This is a genomic window from Burkholderia sp. SCN-KJ (assembly GCF_024656005.1).
Lineage (GTDB): Bacteria > Pseudomonadota > Gammaproteobacteria > Burkholderiales > Burkholderiaceae > Burkholderia.
In genome coordinates, this window is sequence record NZ_JANKOG010000024.1 from 42,444 (window position 1) to 63,479 (window position 21,036).

General features: G+C 67.1%; 20 protein-coding genes. 10 read left to right on the top strand and 10 right to left on the bottom strand.

All coding sequences use genetic code 11. From position 1 onward, the window contains the following. Positions 1 to 3 precede the first annotated feature (3 nt). The 5 genes from gspK to gspG are packed head-to-tail and all read right to left on the bottom strand — an operon-like array spanning position 4 to position 3,326. A complete protein-coding gene (gene gspK, locus NQV17_RS30275; protein ID WP_257775099.1) occupies positions 4 to 1,116 on the bottom strand; it encodes a type II secretion system minor pseudopilin GspK in 1,113 nt (370 codons plus the stop codon). Between the two features lie 2 nt (positions 1,117 to 1,118). Further along, positions 1,119 to 1,823 (bottom strand): type II secretion system protein J, encoded by a 705-nt coding sequence (locus NQV17_RS30280; protein ID WP_257775100.1) that lies wholly within the window; start codon positions 1,821 to 1,823, stop codon positions 1,119 to 1,121. After that, a complete protein-coding gene (gspI, locus tag NQV17_RS30285; RefSeq protein ID WP_374692776.1) occupies positions 1,801 to 2,280 on the bottom strand; it encodes a type II secretion system minor pseudopilin GspI in 480 nt (159 codons plus the stop codon). The genes NQV17_RS30280 and gspI overlap by 23 nt, the downstream gene beginning before the upstream one ends. A gap of 2 nt (positions 2,281 to 2,282) precedes the next feature. Further along, positions 2,283 to 2,831 (bottom strand): GspH/FimT family pseudopilin, encoded by a 549-nt coding sequence (locus NQV17_RS30290; protein ID WP_257775101.1) that lies wholly within the window; start codon positions 2,829 to 2,831, stop codon positions 2,283 to 2,285. 42 nt (positions 2,832 to 2,873) lie between these two features. Further along, complete coding sequence (gspG, locus tag NQV17_RS30295) at positions 2,874 to 3,326, bottom strand: type II secretion system major pseudopilin GspG (protein WP_027783126.1); 453 nt, start codon at positions 3,324 to 3,326, stop codon at positions 2,874 to 2,876. Positions 3,327 to 3,503: 177 nt separating this feature from the next. Here gspG and NQV17_RS30300 point away from each other — a divergent pair, with 177 nt between their 5' ends. Then, complete coding sequence (locus NQV17_RS30300; RefSeq protein ID WP_044845208.1) at positions 3,504 to 3,914, top strand: hypothetical protein; 411 nt, start codon at positions 3,504 to 3,506, stop codon at positions 3,912 to 3,914. A 30-nt stretch (positions 3,915 to 3,944) separates the two neighbouring features. Here the strand turns inward: NQV17_RS30300 and gspF are convergent, their stop codons facing one another. Genes gspF through gspD form a run of 3 tightly spaced genes read right to left on the bottom strand, consistent with a single transcriptional unit; the run spans position 3,945 to position 9,005 of the window. After that, complete coding sequence (gene gspF, locus NQV17_RS30305) at positions 3,945 to 5,162, bottom strand: type II secretion system inner membrane protein GspF (protein WP_257775102.1); 1,218 nt, start codon at positions 5,160 to 5,162, stop codon at positions 3,945 to 3,947. Between the two features lie 4 nt (positions 5,163 to 5,166). Next, entirely contained in the window at positions 5,167 to 6,657 is a 1,491-nt protein-coding gene (gene gspE, locus NQV17_RS30310) for a type II secretion system ATPase GspE (protein ID WP_374692777.1), read from the bottom strand. A 5-nt stretch (positions 6,658 to 6,662) separates the two neighbouring features. Next, on the bottom strand, positions 6,663 to 9,005 hold the full coding sequence (gene gspD / locus NQV17_RS30315) for a type II secretion system secretin GspD (protein ID WP_257775104.1): 2,343 nt from the start codon (positions 9,003 to 9,005) through the stop codon (positions 6,663 to 6,665). Between the two features lie 367 nt (positions 9,006 to 9,372). Between gspD and NQV17_RS30320 the strand changes: the two genes are divergently transcribed. Next, positions 9,373 to 9,822 (top strand): lytic transglycosylase domain-containing protein, encoded by a 450-nt coding sequence (locus NQV17_RS30320; RefSeq protein ID WP_257775105.1) that lies wholly within the window; start codon positions 9,373 to 9,375, stop codon positions 9,820 to 9,822. Positions 9,823 to 9,994: 172 nt separating this feature from the next. Beyond that, positions 9,995 to 11,308 (top strand): GTP-binding protein, encoded by a 1,314-nt coding sequence (locus tag NQV17_RS30325; RefSeq protein ID WP_124571500.1) that lies wholly within the window; start codon positions 9,995 to 9,997, stop codon positions 11,306 to 11,308. A gap of 134 nt (positions 11,309 to 11,442) precedes the next feature. Here NQV17_RS30325 and NQV17_RS30330 read toward each other — a convergent pair whose 3' ends face one another. Both NQV17_RS30330 and NQV17_RS30335 read right to left on the bottom strand, forming a co-directional pair. After that, complete coding sequence (locus tag NQV17_RS30330; protein WP_006401505.1) at positions 11,443 to 11,721, bottom strand: HU family DNA-binding protein; 279 nt, start codon at positions 11,719 to 11,721, stop codon at positions 11,443 to 11,445. A 13-nt stretch (positions 11,722 to 11,734) separates the two neighbouring features. Then, positions 11,735 to 12,097 (bottom strand): hypothetical protein, encoded by a 363-nt coding sequence (locus tag NQV17_RS30335; RefSeq protein ID WP_124486807.1) that lies wholly within the window; start codon positions 12,095 to 12,097, stop codon positions 11,735 to 11,737. A 14-nt stretch (positions 12,098 to 12,111) separates the two neighbouring features. Between NQV17_RS30335 and mnmC the strand changes: the two genes are divergently transcribed. The 7 genes from mnmC to NQV17_RS30370 all read left to right on the top strand — a co-directional run bounded on the left by mnmC (position 12,112) and on the right by NQV17_RS30370 (position 21,009). Then, complete coding sequence (gene mnmC, locus NQV17_RS30340) at positions 12,112 to 14,073, top strand: bifunctional tRNA (5-methylaminomethyl-2-thiouridine)(34)-methyltransferase MnmD/FAD-dependent 5-carboxymethylaminomethyl-2-thiouridine(34) oxidoreductase MnmC (protein WP_257775106.1); 1,962 nt, start codon at positions 12,112 to 12,114, stop codon at positions 14,071 to 14,073. Between the two features lie 674 nt (positions 14,074 to 14,747). Further along, entirely contained in the window at positions 14,748 to 15,962 is a 1,215-nt protein-coding gene (locus tag NQV17_RS30345; protein ID WP_257775107.1) for a cation:proton antiporter, read from the top strand. 14 nt (positions 15,963 to 15,976) lie between these two features. After that, the gene (locus tag NQV17_RS30350; RefSeq protein WP_021160413.1) at positions 15,977 to 17,092 is read left to right on the top strand and encodes a YbdK family carboxylate-amine ligase; all 1,116 of its coding nucleotides are present in this window, start codon (positions 15,977 to 15,979) and stop codon (positions 17,090 to 17,092) included. A 505-nt stretch (positions 17,093 to 17,597) separates the two neighbouring features. Next, on the top strand, positions 17,598 to 18,236 hold the full coding sequence (locus NQV17_RS30355; protein ID WP_257775108.1) for a MarR family winged helix-turn-helix transcriptional regulator: 639 nt from the start codon (positions 17,598 to 17,600) through the stop codon (positions 18,234 to 18,236). 28 nt (positions 18,237 to 18,264) lie between these two features. Then, a complete protein-coding gene (locus tag NQV17_RS30360) occupies positions 18,265 to 18,975 on the top strand; it encodes a glutamine amidotransferase (protein WP_257775130.1) in 711 nt (236 codons plus the stop codon). A 203-nt stretch (positions 18,976 to 19,178) separates the two neighbouring features. Continuing rightward, positions 19,179 to 20,291 carry an NADH:flavin oxidoreductase/NADH oxidase gene (locus NQV17_RS30365; RefSeq protein WP_257775109.1) on the top strand — a complete coding sequence of 371 codons (1,113 nt, stop codon included), beginning with the start codon at positions 19,179 to 19,181 and terminating at the stop codon, positions 20,289 to 20,291. A 187-nt stretch (positions 20,292 to 20,478) separates the two neighbouring features. Next, positions 20,479 to 21,009, top strand: a complete 531-nt coding sequence (locus NQV17_RS30370; protein WP_257775110.1) for an SET domain-containing protein — start codon at positions 20,479 to 20,481, stop codon at positions 21,007 to 21,009. Positions 21,010 to 21,036 lie beyond the last annotated feature (27 nt).

Genomic DNA, 21,036 nt, shown 5'->3' on the forward strand with positions numbered 1-21,036 from the left:
TCGTTATAGCTGGTCGCGGATGCGCACGACCCGCGTCGAGTGCGTGGTCGGATCACGATACACGAGCGAGGTGCGATCGACCTCCGCGCGATCGTGCTGAATGCGGCCATGCACGATGAAGTAACTCGAATTGACGTCGACGAGGCTCGAGTCGATCGTCACGTTCGGCGCGCCGGCACCGCGCAGCGCGAGCTGCACGTCGCCGACGTTGCGGAAAAACACGGTCTCGCGCCGCGATACGAGCGCCTGCGCGGACGACACGCTCATCCCCGGCATCAGCGCCGCGATCACCTCGGCCGGCGCGGTGTTCATGTTCACCGGCGTCGTGGTCGGCAGCACGGTGACGAACGGGCGCAGCCGCGCGACCATTTCGGGCGTGACGCCGTCGACGTCGAGCAGGCTGTCGACGCCGGTCATCACGAGCGGCGCGGGCCCGCGGTCGCTGTCGGACATCCCCGGCTCGTCGGTGACGTTGCCGGTCATGTCGCCGCCGGGTACCGGCGCGGTCGCGGCCGTACCGGCGCCGGGCAGCGCCGGCGTCTGGAAACGCGTCGCCGAGTGCATCAGGCCCGCGCGCATCTGCAGCGCGATCCGCTTCGCGAGCGCGCCGTCGTAGCCGAGGGTCGTCAACAGCCGCTGGAACGCCTTGAGCTGCATCGCGTTGAGCTGCAGCACGCCGGGCGCCGGCGACGACACGAGGTTGCGCAGGTTGTACTTGGCCTGCGCATCCTCGATCGATCCGGAGATGTAGGTATCTTCGCCGCCGTTGTCGTTCGGCGCGCCGATCCGGCCGAGGAAATCCGACAGCTTGGTCTTCGCGATCGGCACGGCCCAGATCCCGCCGAGATAGGTGATGCCGGGCGCCGTGTCGCCCTCGGAGCGCAGGATCATGCGCGTCCAGTCGAGCGCGCCGCGCGCGACCCATTGCGCCTGCGCGATCACGCGCTGGTTCTCGATGCGGCGAATCTGCACCTGCTGGCGCCACAGCATCCCCGACACGAGGATCGCCGACAGCGCGACGACGAGCAGCGCGGTGATGATCGCCGCGCCGCGCTCGCGGCGGCCGCGTGCGGCGCCACGCGCGGCGAACCGGGTACGGTGAGGGCGCGCACGCATCGTCATTCCCCGACGAGGAAGATGCGCGTGACGGGCACGCGCAGCGACGTCGCGCCGATGCTGACCTGCAGCCCCGTGACCGCCCGCGCCGGCGGCGCGTTGCCGATCTGCGGCACCTTCAGCGCATCGTTGTTCTGCGCGAGCGCGTCGTTGGCCGTCTGCAGGTTGGTGGTCCAGCCGACGCGCGGCACGTACAGCTTCGCGTCGATCGCACCGACGCCGCCCATCAACGCGACCCAGCTCCAGCCGTCGACGCTGCTGTCCTTCAGCACGTCGCGCAGGCGGTTCGCGTCGTCGAGCGGCGGCGATGCATAGCGCACGACGCGCCCGCCGGCGATCCGGTAGCGGACCACCTGCAGCCGCGGCGCGGCGCCCGGCACGTCGAGCTCGCGGACGATCTGCAGCGTGTTGCCGGCGACGCCGATCGCCGGCTGGCCGGCTTCGTCGTCGGTCGCGGCGAGCCGCGCGTCGATGCGCATCTGGTCGAACATCTGCGCGAACACGCGCTCGTCTTCCATCGCGGACGCGACCTTGTCGCGACCGCGCATGATCTGGTCGAGCCCACGCCACGACAGGATCGCGACCACCGCGAGGATCGCGATCGCGATCATCAGTTCGATCAGCGTGAAGCCTCGCACGCGGCGCGAGCCGGCGGCGCGCAGCGGCCGGCGCGGCATCGGCGCGTCAGAGCGGACGGCTGGTTTCATTCGCGACCACCGTCACCATTTGCGCGAGCACGCCGGCGCGCCCCGGCATGCTCACCGACATCTGCACGCGCCGGAACACCGGGTTCGGCGTCGTGCTCACGCGCTGCGTGCAGACCAGCTGCAGGTTGCCCTGCGAACAGTCGAAGCTCTGTTCGCCGACCTCCGGCCACGCATGCGTGAGGCGCAGTTGCGCGAGCGCGTTGTCGGCACTCCAGCCGGCGAGCAGCCGGCGGTGGAGATCGGATGCATTGGTCGCCATCGTGCCGACCGCGCGGATCGACGCGGCGAGCGCGACCGCGATGATCGCGAGCGCGACCAGCACCTCGATCATCGTGAAGCCGCGCGCCCCGACGAGGCCGGCCGCAGGCCGGTCTCCGGAGGAAGCACGCCTGGGGTGCCCCGAAGGGAGTCCCCTTGGGGGGCGGGAAGCGGCCGGAAAGGGCAGGCGACGACGCATCGTCATTGCACCTCGTAGCGGCCGTTGCCGGTGCCGACGATCGTCGCGCTGCCGACCGCCGAATGCAGCGTCACGCGCACCGGCGTGTCGATGCTTTCCGTGCCGAACACGACGCGGCTCGCGCGCGTGTCGGCCCCGGGATAGTCGATATCGGCGCTCGTGACGCCGCCGTCCCAGTCGCGCGGGCGCAGCACGTCGTCGCGCAGCGTGTGCCAGCCGTCGGGCGAGCTCACGTCGAAGCGGAAACCGTGCGCGGTCGGCTGCCACGCGATCGGGCGCGCGCGTACCTGCGCTTCGTCGCCGGCCGTCTCGAACAGCAGGGCGATGCGCTGCGCTTCCTCGCGCAGGTCGGTGCGCGGATTGCGCGTCAGCGACAGCGACGCGAGCGACACCAGCAGGCCCGCGATCACGAGCACGACCAGCATCTCGAGCAGCGTGAAGCCGCGTGCGCGTGCGCGTGCCGCGGTCACGGCCGCGCCGCGCCGCACGCGGCCGTCGCGGGCATCGCGGCGAGCGCGAGCGGAGCGCAAGGGCGTTCGAGGGGCAGGCATGGAGTGAAGAACCGGGAGAACGTCGGGACGGTCAGCGCAGGGTTACTGCCACGAACCGATGTCGGAATCGTTGCTCTCGCCGCCTTCCTTGCCGTCGGCGCCGTAGCTGAACACGTCGATCTCGCCGTGCACGCCCGGGTTCAGGTACTTGTACCCGTTGCCCCACGGATCGTTCGGCAGGCGCTCGAGATAGCCGCCGTCCTTCCAGTTGTTCGGGATCGGATCGGTGGTCGGCTTCTGGATCAGCGCGTTCAGGCCCTGTTCCTGGGTCGGATAGCGGCCGTTGTCGAGCCGGTACAGCTTGAGCGCCTGCATGATCGTGCCGATGTCCTGCTTCGCGGCGATACGGCGCGCCTCGTCGGGACGGCTCATGATCTTCGGCACGATCAGTGCCGCCAGGATCCCGAGGATCGCGACCACCACCATGATCTCGATCAGCGTGAAACCGCGCTGACGGCGCACGGCCGCATTACGGCGAGTGATCCACGTTTGCATGACTGACTACCTCTTCCAAAAAATGTCGTCGATTAAGTGACGCACCCGGCGCATTCCGGACGTTTGCCTGACGGCCAGCTTCCGTTTCCCCCGGGCGCGGAGCACGCATTGTAAGGCGCGCGCTGCCGAGGGCTTTCACCCAACGCAAATTTCATATACATCCGTACAATAGCGCGCATGAACGCGCTCTCGATCCGGATCCTCTCCCTAGCCCTCTTCGCGGGTTTGTGCGCGACGGCCACCTACTGGGTCGTCACGCTGTCGGCCCGCGAAGCGCCGCTGCCCGCCGCCGCCGCGCGGTTGCCGATCCGCACCGAGGACGCCGCCGCGCTCTTCGGCGGACAGCTCGACAAGAATCCCGTGCAGGACATCCACCTGTTCGGCATTCTCGCGCTCGATCATGGCGGCGCCGCGATCGTCGGCATCGGCGGCGAGCCGCCGCGCGCCGTGTCGCTCGGCGCGGAGCTCGCGCCCGGCGCGAAGCTCGCCGAAGTGCGCAATCGCTCGATCATCGTCGACCGCAACGGCGCGCGCGCCGAAGTCCAGCTCCCCGCGAACACGCCGTCGCCCGCGATCTACATGCGTTGAACGGCGGCGGCCTGACCGGCGGTCAGGCCGTCACTGCACCATGTTGTTCAGCTCGATGATCGGCAGCATCACGGCCAGCACGATCACGAGCACGATCCCGCCCATCGCCAGGATCAAGAGCGGCTCGAGCAGGCTCGTCAGGAACATCGTGCGGCGTTCGAGCTCGCGCGCTTCACCTTCCGCCGCGCGATCCAGCATCGTCGTCACGTCACCCGTCGCCTCGCCGGAGCGGATCAGGTGCACGAGCACCGGCGGAAACGTCTTCACGTTGTTCAGCGCGCGCGACAGCGCGGAGCCTTCGCGCACGCGCACGATCGCGTCGTCGATGTTCGCGCGCATCGCGCGGTTCGACAGTGTCTCGCCGGCGGCCTGCAGCGCGCGCAGGATCGGCACGCCAGCCGCCGTCAGGATGCCGAGCGTGCTCGCGAAGCGCACCGTGTTGTAGCCGCGCACGAGCTTGCCCGCGAGCGGCGCGGTCAGCACCCAGCGGTCGAACGCGAGCCTGGGCCCGTCGCGCGACAGCGTCGCCTTCACGACCCACACGACGAGCGCGGCCGCGATCAGGATCGCCCACCACCAGTGCCGCACGAAATCCGACAGCGCCATCATCACGACCGTGAGGATCGGCAGCTGCTGCTTCGTGCTCGCGAACACGTTGACGACCTGCGGCACGACGTAGCTCAGCAGGAACGTGACGATGCCGAACGCGATCAGCGTGACGATCCCCGGATACGTGAACGCGAGCAGGATCTTCTGCTTCAGCGCGTTGCTCTGTTCGATGTAGTCGGCCAGGCGCGACAGCACGATGCCGAGCTTGCCGGTGTGCTCGCCCGCCGCGACGAGCGCGCGATAGATTTCCGGGAAGTCGCGCGGATGCTGGCCCAGCGCATTCGCGAGCGAGTGGCCGCCGAGCACTTCCGCGCGGATCGAGGCCATCAGTTCGCGGATGTAGTCGCGCTCGGCCTGCTCGGTGAGCACGCCGAGCGCCTCGTCGAGCGGCAGCCCCGCGATCAGCAGGCTCGCGAGCTGGCGCGTGAGGATCGCCTGCTCGCGCTGCGACAGCTTGCGGCCGAACGCGAGGCGCTGCGAGCGCGCGCCGCGGCTCGCGCTGGCGGCCGGCTCGACCACCAGCGGCGTGAGCCCCTGCGTGCGCAGCTGGCCGCGCGCGGCGCGCGCGCTGTCGGCATCGATCACGCCCTTCTGCGCGCGCCCGGCCGCATCGATTGCTTCGAAACGGAATGCCGACATCGCGCTATGCGCCTCCCGTCACGCGCAGCACTTCCTCGAGCGACGTCGCACCGGCCGCGAGCCAGCGCTCGGCGTCGTCGCGCAGCGTGCGCATCCCTTCCGCGCGGCCCGCGGCGAGAATCTCCGCATCGGCCGCGTTGCGGTGGATCAGCGTGCGGATCGAATCGTCGACCACCAGCAGTTCGTATACGCCGCGCCGGCCCGTGTAGCCCGAATGCCCGCACTTGTCGCAGCCGACCGGATGCCACACGGTGCGGCCTTCCTCCTGCCGCTCTTCCTTGCAGACCGGGCACAGCTGCCGCACCAGGCGCTGCGCGAGCACGCCGAGCAGCGACGACGCGAGCAGGTACGGCTCGACGCCCATGTCGGTCAGGCGCGTGACGGCGGACGCCGCATCGTTGGTGTGCAGCGTCGCGAGCACGAGGTGGCCCGTGAGCGACGCCTGCACCGCGATCTGCGCGGTTTCGAGGTCGCGGATTTCGCCGATCATGATCACGTCCGGGTCCTGGCGCAGGATCGAACGCAGCGCGCGGGCGAAGGTCATCCCGATCCGCTCGTTCACCTGCGTCTGGCCGATGCCGGACAGGTCGTATTCGATCGGATCCTCGACCGTCATGATGTTGGTCGTCGCCGTTTCGAGCCGCGACATCGACGCATACAGCGTCGTCGTCTTGCCCGAACCGGTCGGGCCCGTCACCAGCACGATGCCGTGCGGGCGGCCGATCAGCTTGTCGAACTGGACGAGCGTGTCGCGGCCCATCCCGAGCGCTTCGAGGTTCAGGCGCTGCGCATCCTTTTCCAGCAGACGCAGCACCGCGCGCTCGCCGTGCCCGGTCGGCAGCGTCGACACGCGCACGTCGACCGGCCGGCCGCCGACGCGCAGCGTGATGCGGCCGTCCTGCGGCAGGCGTTTCTCGGCGATGTCGAGCTGCGCCATGATCTTGATCCGCGAGATCAGCGCGCCGTGCAGCGCCTTCTTCGGGCGCACGACGTCGCGCAGCGTGCCGTCGACGCGAAAGCGCACGACCGATGCATTCTCGAACGGCTCGATGTGAATGTCCGATGCCTGTTCGCGCGCCGCTTGCGTGAGCAGCGCGTTGATCATCCGGATGATCGGCGCATCGTCTTCCGATTCGAGCAGATCCTCGACTTCGGGGATGTCCTGCATCAGCCGCGACAGGTCGACTTCGCCTTCGACCTCGCCGACGATCTGCGCCGCGCTGCCGTCCTGGCGCGCGTAGGCCTGGTTGATCGCCTGCGCGAGCTCGTCGGCCGGCACGCGATGCACGGAGATCGAGCCGAAGTTGCGCGCGATTTCGGCGAGCGCCGCATCGTTCGTGCGTTCGCTGATCCACACCTCGAGCGTGTCGTCGAGCTGGTGCGCGATCAGCACCTGGCCGCTCTTCGCGAAGCCGTACGGCAACAGGCGCGCGGCGAGCGGCGACGGCGGCTGCCGTTCGCCGGGCGTGCCGTCGTGAGAGGAGGACGCGCGCACGTCGCTCACTGCGAGGCTCCCGGCGTGGCGGTCAGCGGCTGTTGCGGCACGGCAGGCTGCGGCACGCTTTGCGGCTGCGCGGGCGTTGCCTCCGGCAGCGGCTGGGCCGGCACCGGCGCCACCTGGCGTTGCAGCTGCTGACGGCGCATCTTGTCGAGATCGAACAGGTTCCCGGCCGGCGTGCCGCCCTGGCTCGGGCCGAGCGGCATCGGCGGGACGATCGGATCGTCCTTGTCGCGGATCACGTTGTTGTCCGACTTGTACGCGCCCGTCACGCCCTGGATGTAGTCGTAGCGGTTGGCCGTGACTTCCTGCGCGGTGCCGCGATCGGAAATGATCACGGGGCGCAGGAACACCATCAGGTTGGTTTTCGCGCGCACCTTCGATTCTGAGCGGAACAGCTGGCCGATCCACGGAATGTCGCCGAGCAGCGGAACCTTGCTGTTCGATACCTGGTAGTTGTCCTGCATCAAGCCGCCGAGCACGATGATCTCGCCGTTGTCGGCCAGGATCGTCGACTGGATCGACCGTTTCGTGAAGGTCGGGCCGGTCTGCGCGCTGGTCGTGCCGGCGACGACCGCCGAATCCTCGGTATAGAGCTGCAGCTTCAGGATCCCGCCGTCGGTGATCTGCGGCTTCACGTGCAGCGTGAGGCCGACGTCGCGACGGTCGTAGGTATTGAACGCGTTGCTCGTCGTGCCGCTCGTCAGGTTCGAATACGAGCCGGTTGCGATCGGCACGTTCTGGCCGACCACGATCTTCGCTTCCTCGTTGTCGAGCGTGATCAGGTTCGGCGTCGACAGCACGTTCGCGTCGCTCACGCCTGCAAAGTACTGCAGCAGCGCGCCGAGCCCCTGCACGCCGAACATGTTGTGCAGCCAGCCGATGTTGAGCCCCTGGGACAACTGCCCGAGGTTGGAGGCCAGCCCGCCTCCGGTGATCCCGCCGGCCGCATTGGCCACACCGCCGGCCGTCAGGTTGACGATGCTGTTGCCGAGGCCGAGCCCGGGGTTCAGGTTCGTGCCGCCGAGAAACTGGCCGCTCGCCACCTGCCACTGGATGCCGAGGTTGCCCTGCGTCGTCGAGTTCAGCTCGACGATCAGCGCTTCGATATAGACCTGCGCGCGCCGTGCGTCGAGCTGGTCGATCACCGAGCGCAGGTTGCGGTAGACCGGGTCGGACGCGGTGATGATCAGCGAGTTGGTCGCCGAGTCGGCCTGGATCATCCCGCCCGGCTGGTTGTCGTCGCCCTTTTCCTTGTCGCCGCCGAGCAGGCCGCCCGTACCGAGGCCGCCGCCGGACGAGCCGCTGCCGCCGTAGGCCGACGAAGAAGACGAACCGCCCAAGCCGCCCGACGGCAGCGGCGGGGTGCCCGACGTGCCGGTCGAGAAGTTGCCGCTCTGCGACGAGCCGCCGCCCTGGTTGAAGCTGTTCGCGTCGTTGGACGACGCCGACGAACCGCTGTCGCCGCTGCTCTTGCCGAGCATCCCGCGCAGCGTCTTCGCGAGCTTTACCGCGTCGGCGTTGCGCAGCGGCACGACGTGCATGTTGCCGGGCACCGCGCTCGGCGCGTCGAGCTGCTGCACGATGCGCTTCGCGGCCGCGAGGCGCGACGCGCTCGACGCGCGCAGCATCAGCGAGTTGGTGCGCGGATCGGCCGTGACCGACACCTTCAGCGTCGCGTCGCTGTTGCCGATCGCGCCCGGGTCGAGCATCTTCTGCAGCTGCGCGGCGAGGTCGATCGCGTTCGCGTTGCGCAGCGGCACGACCTGGACCTGCGCGCCCGCGGCGCTGTCGACGCCCGAGATGATCTGCGCGATGCGGCGCACGTTGTCCGCGTAGTCGGTGACGACGATCGTGTTGTTCGCCGGGTAGGCGGTGACCGTGTTGTTCGGCGAGATCAGCGGCCGCAGCACCGGCAGCAGGTTGTTCGCCGATTCGTTGCGCAGCTCGAACACCTGGGTGATGACCTGGTCGCCGCGCGCCTGCGGCGCATTGCCGACATAGGTCGGCACGCCCTGCAGCTTCGCGTCGGCTTCCGGCACGACCTTCAGCACCCCGTGATCCTGCACGAGCGCGAAGCCCTGCATGCGCAGCGCCGACTGCAGCGTCTTCAGCGCCTGGTCTTCCGGCACCGGCCGTTCGGCCACGAGATTGAGCTGCCCCTTCACGCGGGGGTCGACGATGATGGTCTTGCCGGTTGCGGCACCGATCGCCTTGGCGACCTGGTCGATGTCCGCATTCACGAAATTGAGCGTGACCTGAGCGTAGGCGGCCTGCGAGACGATGATGCCGGCGACCATCAGGGTCGTGGCGATGCGCCGCATAACGAAGCGATTTCTTGTCATGGATGAATGGGTCGATGCCGGCTCAGGCCGCTTCCGGCGGTAGTGCTGGGATCCAGGTCCGAAAAAGGCGACATTAGCAGCTTTTCATGTCCGAAATATCACATTGAGCCGAGGACTGTCTCACAAACGACATGTATCCGGCGCACCGTATGCAATATGTAAGATTCCGGCGCCGCCCCGGCATGCCGTCCATCGCCGTCGTTTTTGCGATGAATCGACACGAAAATGCGGTATAAACGGGCAGCCGGCGGTCGCATGTCGCCACGTGACGGACTCTCGGTATGATACGGGCGGCACGTTTCCAGTCGCACGAATAACGGACACGGGTTTTCCCGATCCTTGCGCCATTCCTTTCGTTTTCCGCACCATGAACAGACGGTTCGCTTCGATCGCGTTGATCGCCGCCGGCGTGGGGTTCGCCTGCGCAAGCGCACGCGCGGATTGTTTCGACGAGGCCGCCCGCTACCAGAAGGTCAATCCGCTGATCTTGCGCGCGATCGCGTGGCAGGAGTCGCACAACCGGCCCGACGCGCTGAACAAGAATACGAACGGCTCGGTCGACTACGGCCTGATGCAGATCAATTCGATCCACCTGCCGACGCTGTCGCGCTACGGCATCGGCCGCGACACGCTGATGCAGCCGTGCAAGAACGTCTACATCGCCGCGTGGCACCTGCGCCAGAAGATGAATCGCTACGGCAACACATGGCAGGCCGTCGGCGCCTATCATTCGGAAACGCCGTCGCTGCGCGACAAGTATGCGCGGCAGATCGCCGGGATCCTGACGCAGTGGAAGCTGATGCCGCCCGAGCAGTGACGCCGCGCCGCGGCGCTTGCCGACGCCGTGCCGCTCGGCCGGCGCGCGTTTGATGCACAATGCGGATCTCACGCCGCGGTTTCGACCGGCCCGGGCGACCGGCTCCGGGCCGATCGTGCCCCGTCAGGACGCCGCGGCCGCTTTTCCCTCTTTTCCGTTGGTGCAAATCGTTATGAATCCGGCAATGAACCAGCCGTTGCCCGTCACCGTGCTGTCCGGTTTCCTCGGCGCCGGCAAGACCACGCTGCTCAATCACATCCTCGCGAACCGCGCGGGCCTGAAAGTCGCCGTGATCGTCAACGATCTCGCGGCGGTCAACATCGACGCGTCGCTCGTACGCGATGCGCAGGCGCTGTCGCATGTCGAGGAACGCCTCGTCGAGATGTCGAACGGCTGCATCTGCTGCACGCTGCGCGACGACCTGCTCGTCGAGATCCGCAATCTCGCGGCGGATGGCCGCTTCGACGCGATCGTGATCGAATCGACCGGCATCGCGGAGCCGATGCCGATCGCCGAAACCTTCACGTTCGTCGACGACGACGGCGCATCGCTGTCGAACGTCGCGCGGCTCGACACGCTCGTCACCGTGGTCGACGCCTACAATTTCCTGCGCGACTACGGCTCCGACGACGCGCTCGCGACGCGCGGCATCGCCGCATCGGACGAAGACGATCGCACGCTCGTCGAGTTGCTGATCGAGCAGATCGAGTTCTGCGACGTGCTCGTGATCAACAAGACCGACCTCGTCGGCGCGGAAGAACTCGCGCGCCTGCAGCACATCCTCGCGCGGCTCAACCCGCGCGCGCACCAGGTCGTGTCGACGTTCGGCAACGTGCCGCTCGAGGAAGTGCTGAACACCGGCCGCTTCGATTTCGACGAGGCCGCGAACGCGCCGGGCTGGCTCGCGTCGCTCGATCACGATCACACGCATTGCGACGATCCCGAGTGCCACGATCCGCATCATGCGCACGTGCATGGCGAAGCCGACGAATTCGGCATCGGCAATTTTGTTTACCGCGCGCGCCGGCCGTTTCATCCGGCACGGCTCTGGGCGCTGCTGCATCAGGAGTGGCCGGGCGTGCTGCGCAGCAAGGGCTTCTTCTGGCTCGCGACGCGCAACGACATCGCGGGCTCGCTGTCGCAGGCGGGCGGCGTATGCCGGCATGGTCCTGCAGGCCTCTGGTGGGCCGCGCAGGATCGCGCGGAATGGCCGGACGACGACGAGTTGCTCGCCGAAATTCGCACGGAGTGGCAGGGCGACCTCGACGACCGCTCGGTCGGCGATCGTCGTCAGGAACTGGTGCTGATCGGCATCGGGCTCGATGCCGACGCATGGCGCGCGAAGCTCGACGCATGCCTGCTCACCGATGCGGAATTCGCGCTCGGTGCGGCGCAATGGAGCGCGTTCGACGATCCGTTCCCGGTGTGGGATGTCGATGCGCACGACGACGACGATCCCGGCGACACGCAGATCGTGCACGCGTAATACGCGGTAAAAACGGCCTGCGAAAGGCAACCGTTAAATCTTGCAAGAGTGACGCGAACTGTGGCGAAAATGCCGCGCGCGCTCAACAAAAAACCCGCCGTACGGCGGGTTTTTTTCCTGGAACAGGCGCTGGATTAACGCTTGTTGACGGCGTCCTTGAACGCCTTGCCAGCCGTGAACTTGACCGTCTTGGCTGCCGGGATCTTGATGGTTTCGCCGGTCTTCGGGTTGCGGCCCGTACGTGCTGCGCGCTTGCCCGAACCGAAGCTGCCGAAGCCGATCAGCTGAACCGCATCACCCTTCGACACGGCCTTCTTGATGACTTCGAGCAGCGTGTCCAGCGTTTCGCCGGTTTGAGCCTTGCTGGCGCCCGTTTGGGCGGCGACGGCGTCGATCAGTTCCTGTTTGTTCATTAAGGTTCCTTTTTCAGGTTAGGTTTGACACGAACAGCGCGAACGCGCCGATTATACGTGCGCGAACCGTGCCGTCGAGAGTCAGACTTCGACGGCACAGCGCCGAATCCTGGCCCGCGCGACGTGCCGTCCGGTTTGCCGGAAGGCCACCCCGCGGTACGGCGTTGCTATGATAGCGCAGCGCAAACCCAATAACGACAAGGGTTTCAAAGATTTTCATCGGTATTTCGCCGAATGAATCGTCGATTGCCCGTTTTTTGACCTGCGCCAACCGGACGGGATACGCAGCCGGGTCCGCCGCCGCGCAACGCCGTTGGTTTTTGCCAACGACCCGCCGGACGCCTCCGCGCAATCCCTTGCCAGGCTTGGCTGCCACGTTTTTTGTTTCGCATGCCCGACCGACTCGTTCCCGCCACGCTCGCGTTTCGCGACGACGGCACCCTCATCTCGCCCGCGTACGGCGACATCTATCACAACGTCGCGGGCGCGCTCGCGCAGGCGAACTACGTGTTCATCGCGGGCAACGCGCTGCCCGGGCGCTGGCAAGGCCGGCGCACGTTCACGATCGTCGAGACGGGGTTCGGCGCGGGCGTCAACTTCCTCGCGACCTGGGCCGCCTGGCGCGACGATCCCGCGCGCTGCGAACGGCTGCATTTCGTGTCGTTCGAGAAGCATCCGTTTTCGCGCGATGACCTGCGCCGGGCACTGTCCCATATGGTTGCGAACACAACGATATCGACGGAAGCAGAAATGCTCGCCGACGCGTGGCCGATGCTCGTTCCCGGTTTTCATCGCCTCGAATTCGACGCTGGCCGGGTCGTGCTGACGCTCGCGCTGGGCGACGCGTGCGAGATGCTGCCGAAACTGGTCGCCCGCGCCGATGCGTTCTATCTGGACGGTTTCGCGCCCGCGAAAAACCCGGATCTCTGGTCCGCCGATGTATTCCGCGCGCTCGCACGTGTCGCCGCCGAGAAGGCGACCTTTGCGACCTATTCGAGCGCGGGCGTGGTGAAACAAGCGCTCCTGGAAGCGGGTTTCACGTATCGCAAGATGGCCGGGCTGGCCGGCAAGTTCGCGATGCTCGCGGGCGAATACGCACCGCGCTGGCGGATGCGCCGGCACGAACCGCCGCGCGCATTGCCGGTTGCCGCGCGCGACGCGATCGTGATCGGCGCGGGCCTGGCCGGCTGCGCGGTCGTCGAACGGCTCGCCGCGCGCGGCTGGAACGTCACGCTGATCGAGCGGCACGCGCGAATCGCGAGCGACGCATCGGGCAATCCGGCCGGCGTATTCCATCCACTGATGACGCGCGACGACAACGTCGCGAGCCGCCTCACGCGCAGCGGTTTCCTGCATGCGCTGGCGCGCTGGCGCGCGCTCGAGCATGCGGGCCATGGGTTCGCGCGCAGCACGCGCGGGATGATCCATCTCGCGGAATCGGCCGACGATTTCGTGCGGATGCGCGATGCGTTCGACGCGCTCGGCGCACCGTCCGACTACGTGTCGCTGCTCGACACGGACGCCGCGCGCGCGCATCTGAACCTGCCGGTCGCACATGGCGGCCTGCTGTTTCCGCACGGCGGCGCCGTCTGGCCGGCCGGAGTCTGCGCCGCACAAGTCGCGGCGGCCGGTGAACGCGTGACACTGCTCGCCGGCACCGAAGTCGCGCGACTCGAGCGCGATGGCGACACGTGGCGCGCCGTCGACGCGGCAGGCGCGACGCTCGCCGAGGCGCCGGTCGTCGTGCTCGCGAACGCCGGCGACGCCGTGCGTCTCGCGGGCCTGCGGCACGTCGCGCTGCAGCCGGTGCGCGGCCAGCTCACGCTGCTGCCGCCCGGCAGCACGGCACCGCTGCCGTGCCCCGCGATCGGCGACGGCTATGCGGTACCGCTCGACGACGGCACGCTGCTGATCGGCGCGACGTTCGAACCCGACGACCTCGATCCGGCGATGCGCGGCGCCGGACATATCGAAAATATCGAGCGCGTCCGGCATCTGCTGCCCGGCCTGATCGGCGAGCTGCCGGACGTCGATACGCTGCGCGGGCGCGTCGCGTTTCGCTGGGTCGTCGCCGATCGCGTGCCGGTGATCGGCCCGCTCGCCGACGAAGCGCAGGCCGTCGCGAACGCACGCGCGCTGAGCGGTGCGAGGGCGCGCGACCTGCCGCGCACCGCGGGCCTGTACGGCGCATTCGGCTACGGTTCCCGCGGCCTCGTGTGGGCCGCGCTCGGCGCGGAACTGATCGCGTCGCAACTGGAAGGCGAGCCGCTGCCGCTCGAGCGCGAACTCGCCGATGCCGTCGACCCGGCCCGGTTCCTGATCCGCGCGCTGCGCGGCCGCCAGATCGGCTGATCTCGTCAGCCGAATCCTCACAGTCCTTCGATTTTTTCGCGCAAAGTTATCCACGCGACGCTGTGGATAACCGCGCGAAATCCGCACGCACTTCGTGTGCAATCACAGTGGACGTAAACTGGGCAACTCGGCACAGCTGTGAAACGGCCCGTAAGTTGCCCAACTCAAACCTCTGTGAGCAAACAGCCTGTGCAACGGGTTATGGCCGCGCCAACGCCTTGATCTTGTTGCGTAAACCGAAGTTATCCACAGAACTGTGAGCGCCTTGTTAACTTCTACTACGTATATATACAAGTAAACCATTGAAACCAAAGACCTGTGGCGCCTCACAGCGCCGCGAGTCGATTCGATCGGTTCCGGAGCGAAAAAGCTGTGGCACAATCGGTTTCCTTCGCGTTCGTTCGGCCAAGCGCCGGACATGCTTCAATGGAACGGTCGGCTCGATTTCGAATCTGAATCATCGAGACTGCGCAGTCCGTTCACACACCAGGCCGACAATCCAGATCGGCAGCCTGAACGACAGTTCCGCCGGATGGCGGAAAGTGGCGGATCCCATGTCCCGCCGTCGTCGACCACAACAATCACACTCGGGGCGATACCCAGCCGGCGCGCATCTCATTTCTGACGCTTGACCCGCGCCGCTGGCGATTGCTTCCAAAGGAGAAGTCACCACGATGAAGTCGGCGTTCTCATTCCTGCCCAATTGGCCGCTCGCGCCGGATGCTGTGTTCTGGGCCGGGCTCGCGTTGTTCGCGGCCGGTCTGTGTGGCGAGCTGTGCTATCGCGCATGGCGGCTGCCGCGCATCACCGGCTATGCGGTGATCGGTCTCATCGCCGGTTCGTTCGGATTCGGCGTGATCGACGCGAGTACCGACGAAACCTCGCGGCTGCTGATCGACGTCGCGCTCGGCCTGCTGCTGTTCGAGCTCGGCAGCCGCCTCGACCTGAAATGGATCCGCCGCAATCCGTGGCTCGTTGCGTCGAGCCTGGCCGAGGCGACGCTGACGTTCGTGCTCGTGCTGTTCGTGATGCTCGCGCTCGGTGTGTCGGGCATGGTCGCGCTCGTGTTGTCGGCGATCGCGATCGCGACGTCGCCGTCGATGGTGATCCAGCTCAAGACCGAGCTGCGCGCGGAAGGGCAGGTGTCGCAGCGCCTCATCACGCTGACCGCGCTGAACAGCGTGTACGCGATCGTGCTGACCAAGCTCGTCACGAGCTGGCTCCACCAGGAAGCGTACGGGAACGTTTTCGCGACGATCCTGCAACCCGCCTACCTGATCGCCGGTTCGTTCATCGTCGCGTACCTGGTCGCGCGGGCGTGCAATTACCTGTTCCGTCACATGACCGCGACGATGCGCGACGAGCATTCGTTCGTCGCGCTGTTCGGGCTCGTGATGCTCGCGATCGCGGTCGCGCAGGCGCTGAAGCTGTCGACGCTGCTCACGCTGCTGCTCGCCGGCATCATCGTGAAGAACCTCGAAGCGCGGCCGCAGCTGTGGCCCGAGCATTTCGGCACGGCCGGCTGGCTGCTGACGGTGATCCTGTTCGTGCTGACGCTCACGTCGTTCACGTGGGGCGACATCGCGCTCGGCGGCCTGCTCGCGATCGCGCTGATCGTCACACGGCTCGCCGCGAAGCTCGCCGGCGTCGTCGCGTTCGCGAAGCCGAGCGGGCTCGGGATGAAGCAGGGCGTCGCGCTCGGCATCGCGCTGACACCGATGTCCGCGCTGTCGTACCTGCTCGTCGACGACACCTACCAGCTCTATCCGAATTTCGACCCGCACCTGCGCGCGATCGTGATGTGCACGATCGTGATCCTGCAGCTCGTCAGCCCGTTCGTCGTCTACCGCTGCCTGTCGGCGGTCAGCGAACGCAGCGACAGAAACTGATTCCGGAACCTGCCATGGCACTCGAAACCTTCGTCAATTCCGAACCGTTCACGTTCGGCGTCGAACTGGAGATCCAGGTCGTCAACACGCACAACTACGACCTCACCAAGGCTGCATCCGACCTGATGCGCCTGATCCAGGGCGAGACCTTCCCCGGCAACATCACGCCGGAAATCACCGAGAGCATGATCGAGCTGTCGACCGGCATCTGCCATTCGCACGAGCAGGCGGTCTCCGAGCTGCACGCGATCCGCGACGTGCTCGTGAAGGCGGCCGACCAGCTCAACGTCGGGCTCGCCGGCGGCGGCACGCACGCGTTCCAGCAATGGAGCGACCGGCAGATCTACGACGCGCCGCGCTTCCAGTACATCTCCGAGCTGTACGGCTATCTCGCGAAGCAGTTCACCGTGTTCGGCCAGCACGTGCACATCGGCTGTCCCGATCCGGACAGCGCGCTGTTCCTGCTGCACTCGATGTCGCGCTTCATTCCGCACTTCATCGCGCTGTCCGCGTCGTCGCCGTTCGTGCAGAACGTCGACACCGGCTTCCATTCGGCGCGCCTGAATTCGGTGTTCGCGTTCCCGCTGTCGGGCCGCGCGCCGTTCGTGCTGACCTGGGACAGCTTCGAGGAGTACTTCACGAAGATGGTCAACACGGGCGTCGTCAACTCGATGAAGGACTTTTACTGGGACATCCGGCCGAAGCCCGGCTACGGCACGATCGAGGTGCGCGTGATGGACACGCCGCTGTCGGTCGACCGCGCGGCCGCGATCGCGTGCTACATCCAGACGCTCGCGCGCTACCTGCTGACCGACCGGCCGCTGAAGCTGTCGGAGGACGACTATCTCGTCTACACATTCAACCGTTTCGAAGCATGCCGCTTCGGGCTCGAGGGCACCTGTGTCAATCCTCAGACAGGTGAGCGCCGCACGATCGCCGAAGACATCCTCGACACGCTCGACCGGATCGCGCCGCATGCGGCCGCGCTCGGCTCGCGCGCGGCACTCGACGAGATCGGTGCGCTCGCGCAGGCGCGCGTGAATGACGCATCGTGGTTGAGAACCGTTTTCAAACAGGAAAAATCGCTGAACGAGACGGTCCGCCAGCAGTGCCTGCGCTGGCGTGAATGAAAAAATGTTTTGCAGATTACAGGCTCGACCGCGCGGCGATTCGCTGAATGCCGGTCGACGCCGATTCGGGCGTTCCGCGTCGCCAGTCCTCCTGAAAATCTGTGGATAACTGGATATTCCGCTGCAAAGTCAACGCACTGCGGTATGGATAACCCGGTGGATCGCCACCAGCCGCACGATGGCCGATTCGAACAGGAAAATGTTTGCGCGTTGCGCCGTGAGGCCGGCAGAGATTGCCGGCACAACGAAAAAATCCGGTTATCCAGCGATTTTCCACAGAATGAAGGGGATAACTTAGCTGTGCGATTTTCCGCTCTCGCTTAGAATGTCGGCTTTGCGGACACCGGAACGACCAGTGTCTCACCGGTCGCCGCGAACGCGACCGCCGCGTGTGCCTCGCGACGGCCGTGTCGACGCTCCTCAACGAGCGTCTGTTTTGAGATAGACATTCGATCTCCACACTACGGCTGCTCGGCAATCCGGGCGGCGGCAAAGCGAAAAGACTATGAGCGAAGGCGTTTACGGGAATCAGGCTTCGGGACGTGTGACCCACAGCTTGCTGCGGTTGAGTACGGCCATGCGAAGCCAGGCATGGGATTGGGCGGAAGGCGCGGGCCTCACGCCGACGCAGGGCGAGATCCTCGTGCTGCTGCTGCAACGCAAGGGCCCGATGCGGCTCGGCGAGATCGCGCGCGAGACGCAGCTCACGGCTGCGACCACCAGCGATGCGGTCAGCACGCTCGAGACGAAGGGGCTCGTCGAGAAGCGGCGCGCACTGGACGACGGCCGCGCGCTTGCCGTGCGCCTGTCGGCCCGCGGCCGTACCGCTGCGAAGAAGGCGCTGCAATGGCCGGAATTCCTGACGAAGGCGGTCGGCAAGCTCGGCGCGGACGAGCAGGGCACGCTGTACCGCGCGCTGCTGAAGACGCTGCGCGAACTGCAGGTGGCCGGTGCGACGCCGCCGCAGCGTATGTGCCTGACGTGCGCGCATTTCCAGCCGGGCAAGCAGTCGAAGAAGACCGTGCATTACTGCGCGGCGCTCGACCTGTCGATGGCCGACAGCGATCTGCGTCTCGACTGTTCGGTGCACGAAGAAGGCGACGCGGCAACGCAAAAGAAGACCTGGAAGGTGTTCGCCGGCTGACGTCCGTCGATCGACCGGGAGGCCGATGATGAACGCTGAAGTGGTGGCGATCCGCCACGTGCATTTCGAGGACCTCGGCAGCTTCGAGCAGGTGCTCGGGGAGCGCGGGCGGCGGGTGCGCTACGTCGACGTCGGCGCGTCGCGCGTCGAGGTGCTCGACGCGCTCAAGCCGGCGCTGCTCGTGATGCTCGGCGGGCCGCTCAGCGTGTACGAGGACGCGCAGTATCCGTCGATCGCGCCGCTCACGGCGCTCGTGCGCCAGCGCATCGACGCCGGGCTGCCGATCCTCGGTATCTGCCTTGGCGCGCAGTTCATCGCCTGCGCGCTCGGTGCGCGCGTCTATCCGGCTGCGCAGAAGGAACTCGGCTGGGCGCCGCTGACGCTCACCGACGCGGGCCGCGCGTCGCCGCTGCGCCATCTCGACGGCGCGGCGACCTCGATGCTGCACTGGCACGGCGATACGTTCGATCTGCCGGGCGGCGCGATCCATCTCGCCTCGACACCGGCCTGCCGCCACCAGGCGTTCGCATGGGGGCAGCACGTGCTGGCGCTGCAATGCCATCCCGAAATCCGTGCCGACCGCTTCGAACCCTGGCTGATCGGCAACGCCGGCGAAATCGCGTCGACGCCCGGCATCGACGCACGCCAGCTGCGCGCCGACACCGTGCAGCACGGTCCCGCGCTGGAGGCGGCCGCGCGACGCATGTTCGCGGAGTGGCTCGACAGCGTCGGGCTTTGATCCCGAGCGAGCGGCACCGCGCGTGACCGGCCCGCAGGCCGTGCCGGCCGGCGCACCGCCGCATGCCGCGTGCGCGCGGCATCGCTGCCGGCGGCGCGGCGGCGCTACCTGACCATCCGCTTACTGCCGAACCGGCCGCCAGCAGGCTTCGAGCCCGCATGCTACGCTCGTCCGCTGTTTCCCTTTCCTGGCGAGCGGCATCCATGACTGCGCTGTTTTCTCCGTTCACGCTGCGCGGCGTGACCCTTCCGAACCGGATCGTGATCTCCCCGATGTGCCAGTACTCGGCCGAGCGCGGCGAGGCAACCGACTGGCACATGATTCACCTCGGCCATCTCGCGCTGTCCGGTGCGGGCCTGCTCTGCATCGAAGCGACCGCGGTCGAACCCGACGGGCGCATCACGGCCGGCGACCTCGGTTTGTGGGACGACGCGACCGAAGCAGCGCTCAAGCCCGTGCTGGCGGCGATCCGCAAGCATTCGCCGGTCCGCGTCGCGATGCAGCTGTCGCACGCGGGGCGCAAGGCGTCGAGCGAGGTGCCGTGGAAGGGCGGCCAGCTCGTGTCCGTCGCCGATGGCGGCTGGCTGCCGCATGCGCCGTCGGCCCTCCCGCACAAGGACGGCGAGACGCCGCCGCTCGCACTCGACGCGGCCGGCCTGAACCGGATCCGCGACGCGTTCGCCGCCGCCGCGAAGCGTGCCGCGCGCCTCGGCATCGATGCGATCGAGGTGCACGCGGCGCACGGCTACCTGCTGCATCAGTTCCTGTCGCCGCTTGCGAACCAGCGTACCGACGAATACGGCGGCTCGCGCGAAAACCGGATGCGCTTTCCGCTCGAGATCTTCGAGATCGTGCGCGCGGTGTTTCCGGCGGACCGGCCGGTCGGCGTGCGCGTGTCGGCGACCGACTGGGTCGAGGGCGGCTGGGAACTCGAGGACACGATCGCGTTTGCGCACGAGCTGAAGCAGCGCGGCTGCGACTGGATCGACGTGTCGTCCGGCGGCGTATCGCCGCTGCAGAAGATTCCGCTGTCGCCCGGTTACCAGGTGCCGTTCGCGCAGGCGGTGAAGCGCGCGGTCGGGATGCCGACGATCGCGGTCGGCCTGATCAACGATCCCGCGCATGCGAACCGGCTGATCGAGTCGGGCGATGCCGATTTCGTCGCGATGGCGCGCGCGATGCTGTACGACCCGCGCTGGCCGTGGCATGCGGCTGCCGAGCTCGGTGCGCAGGTGTCGGCGCCGCCGCAGTACTGGCGTTCGCAGCCGCGCGAGCACAAGGCGTTGTTCGGCGACATCGCATTCGGCCAGCGCTGAGCGTCATGCGCGCAATATTGCGCGCGATGTTGAGCGAAGCAATCTTGAACGTGTAGGATGCGGGTGATTCGCCGCATGTCCCGACGCGGCACCGACCGGTGCCGCGTTTTCGTTTTGCGCGACGCAGGGCCGAGCAAACGACAGCGCGGCCGTCTTCCATTCAAGTCGTCTTCAAAGGATTCGTTCGATGAGTTCACGCAGGATCGCGGTACGCCGCTCGGGAGTTCACGGCAAGGGCGTGTTCGCGGTGGAGCCGATCAAGGCCGGCGAACGCGTAGTGGAATACAAGGGCGAGCGAATTTCGTGGAAGGAAGCGCTGCGCCGCCATCCGCACGACCCGAACGAGCCGAACCATACGTTCTACTTCGCACTGGAAGAGGGCGGGGTGATCGACGGCAAGATCGACGGCAACAGCGCGCGCTGGATCAACCATTCGTGCGCGCCGAACTGCGAGGCCGAGGAGATCAAGGGCCGCGTGTTCATCCACGCACTGCGCGACATCGGGCCGGAAGAAGAGCTGTTCTACGACTACGGCCTCGTGATCGACGAGAAGCTGACGAAGAAACTCAAGCGGGAATACGCGTGCCATTGCGGCGCGATCGCATGCCGCGGCACGCTGCTCGCCACGCCGGACGACGACGGCAAGAAGAAAAAGAAGAAGGACAGGAAGGACGGCAAGTCCGAGTCCGGCGCGAAGGACAAGAAAAAGAAGAAGTGACCGGTGAGGCCGCGCATCGCGCGCGGC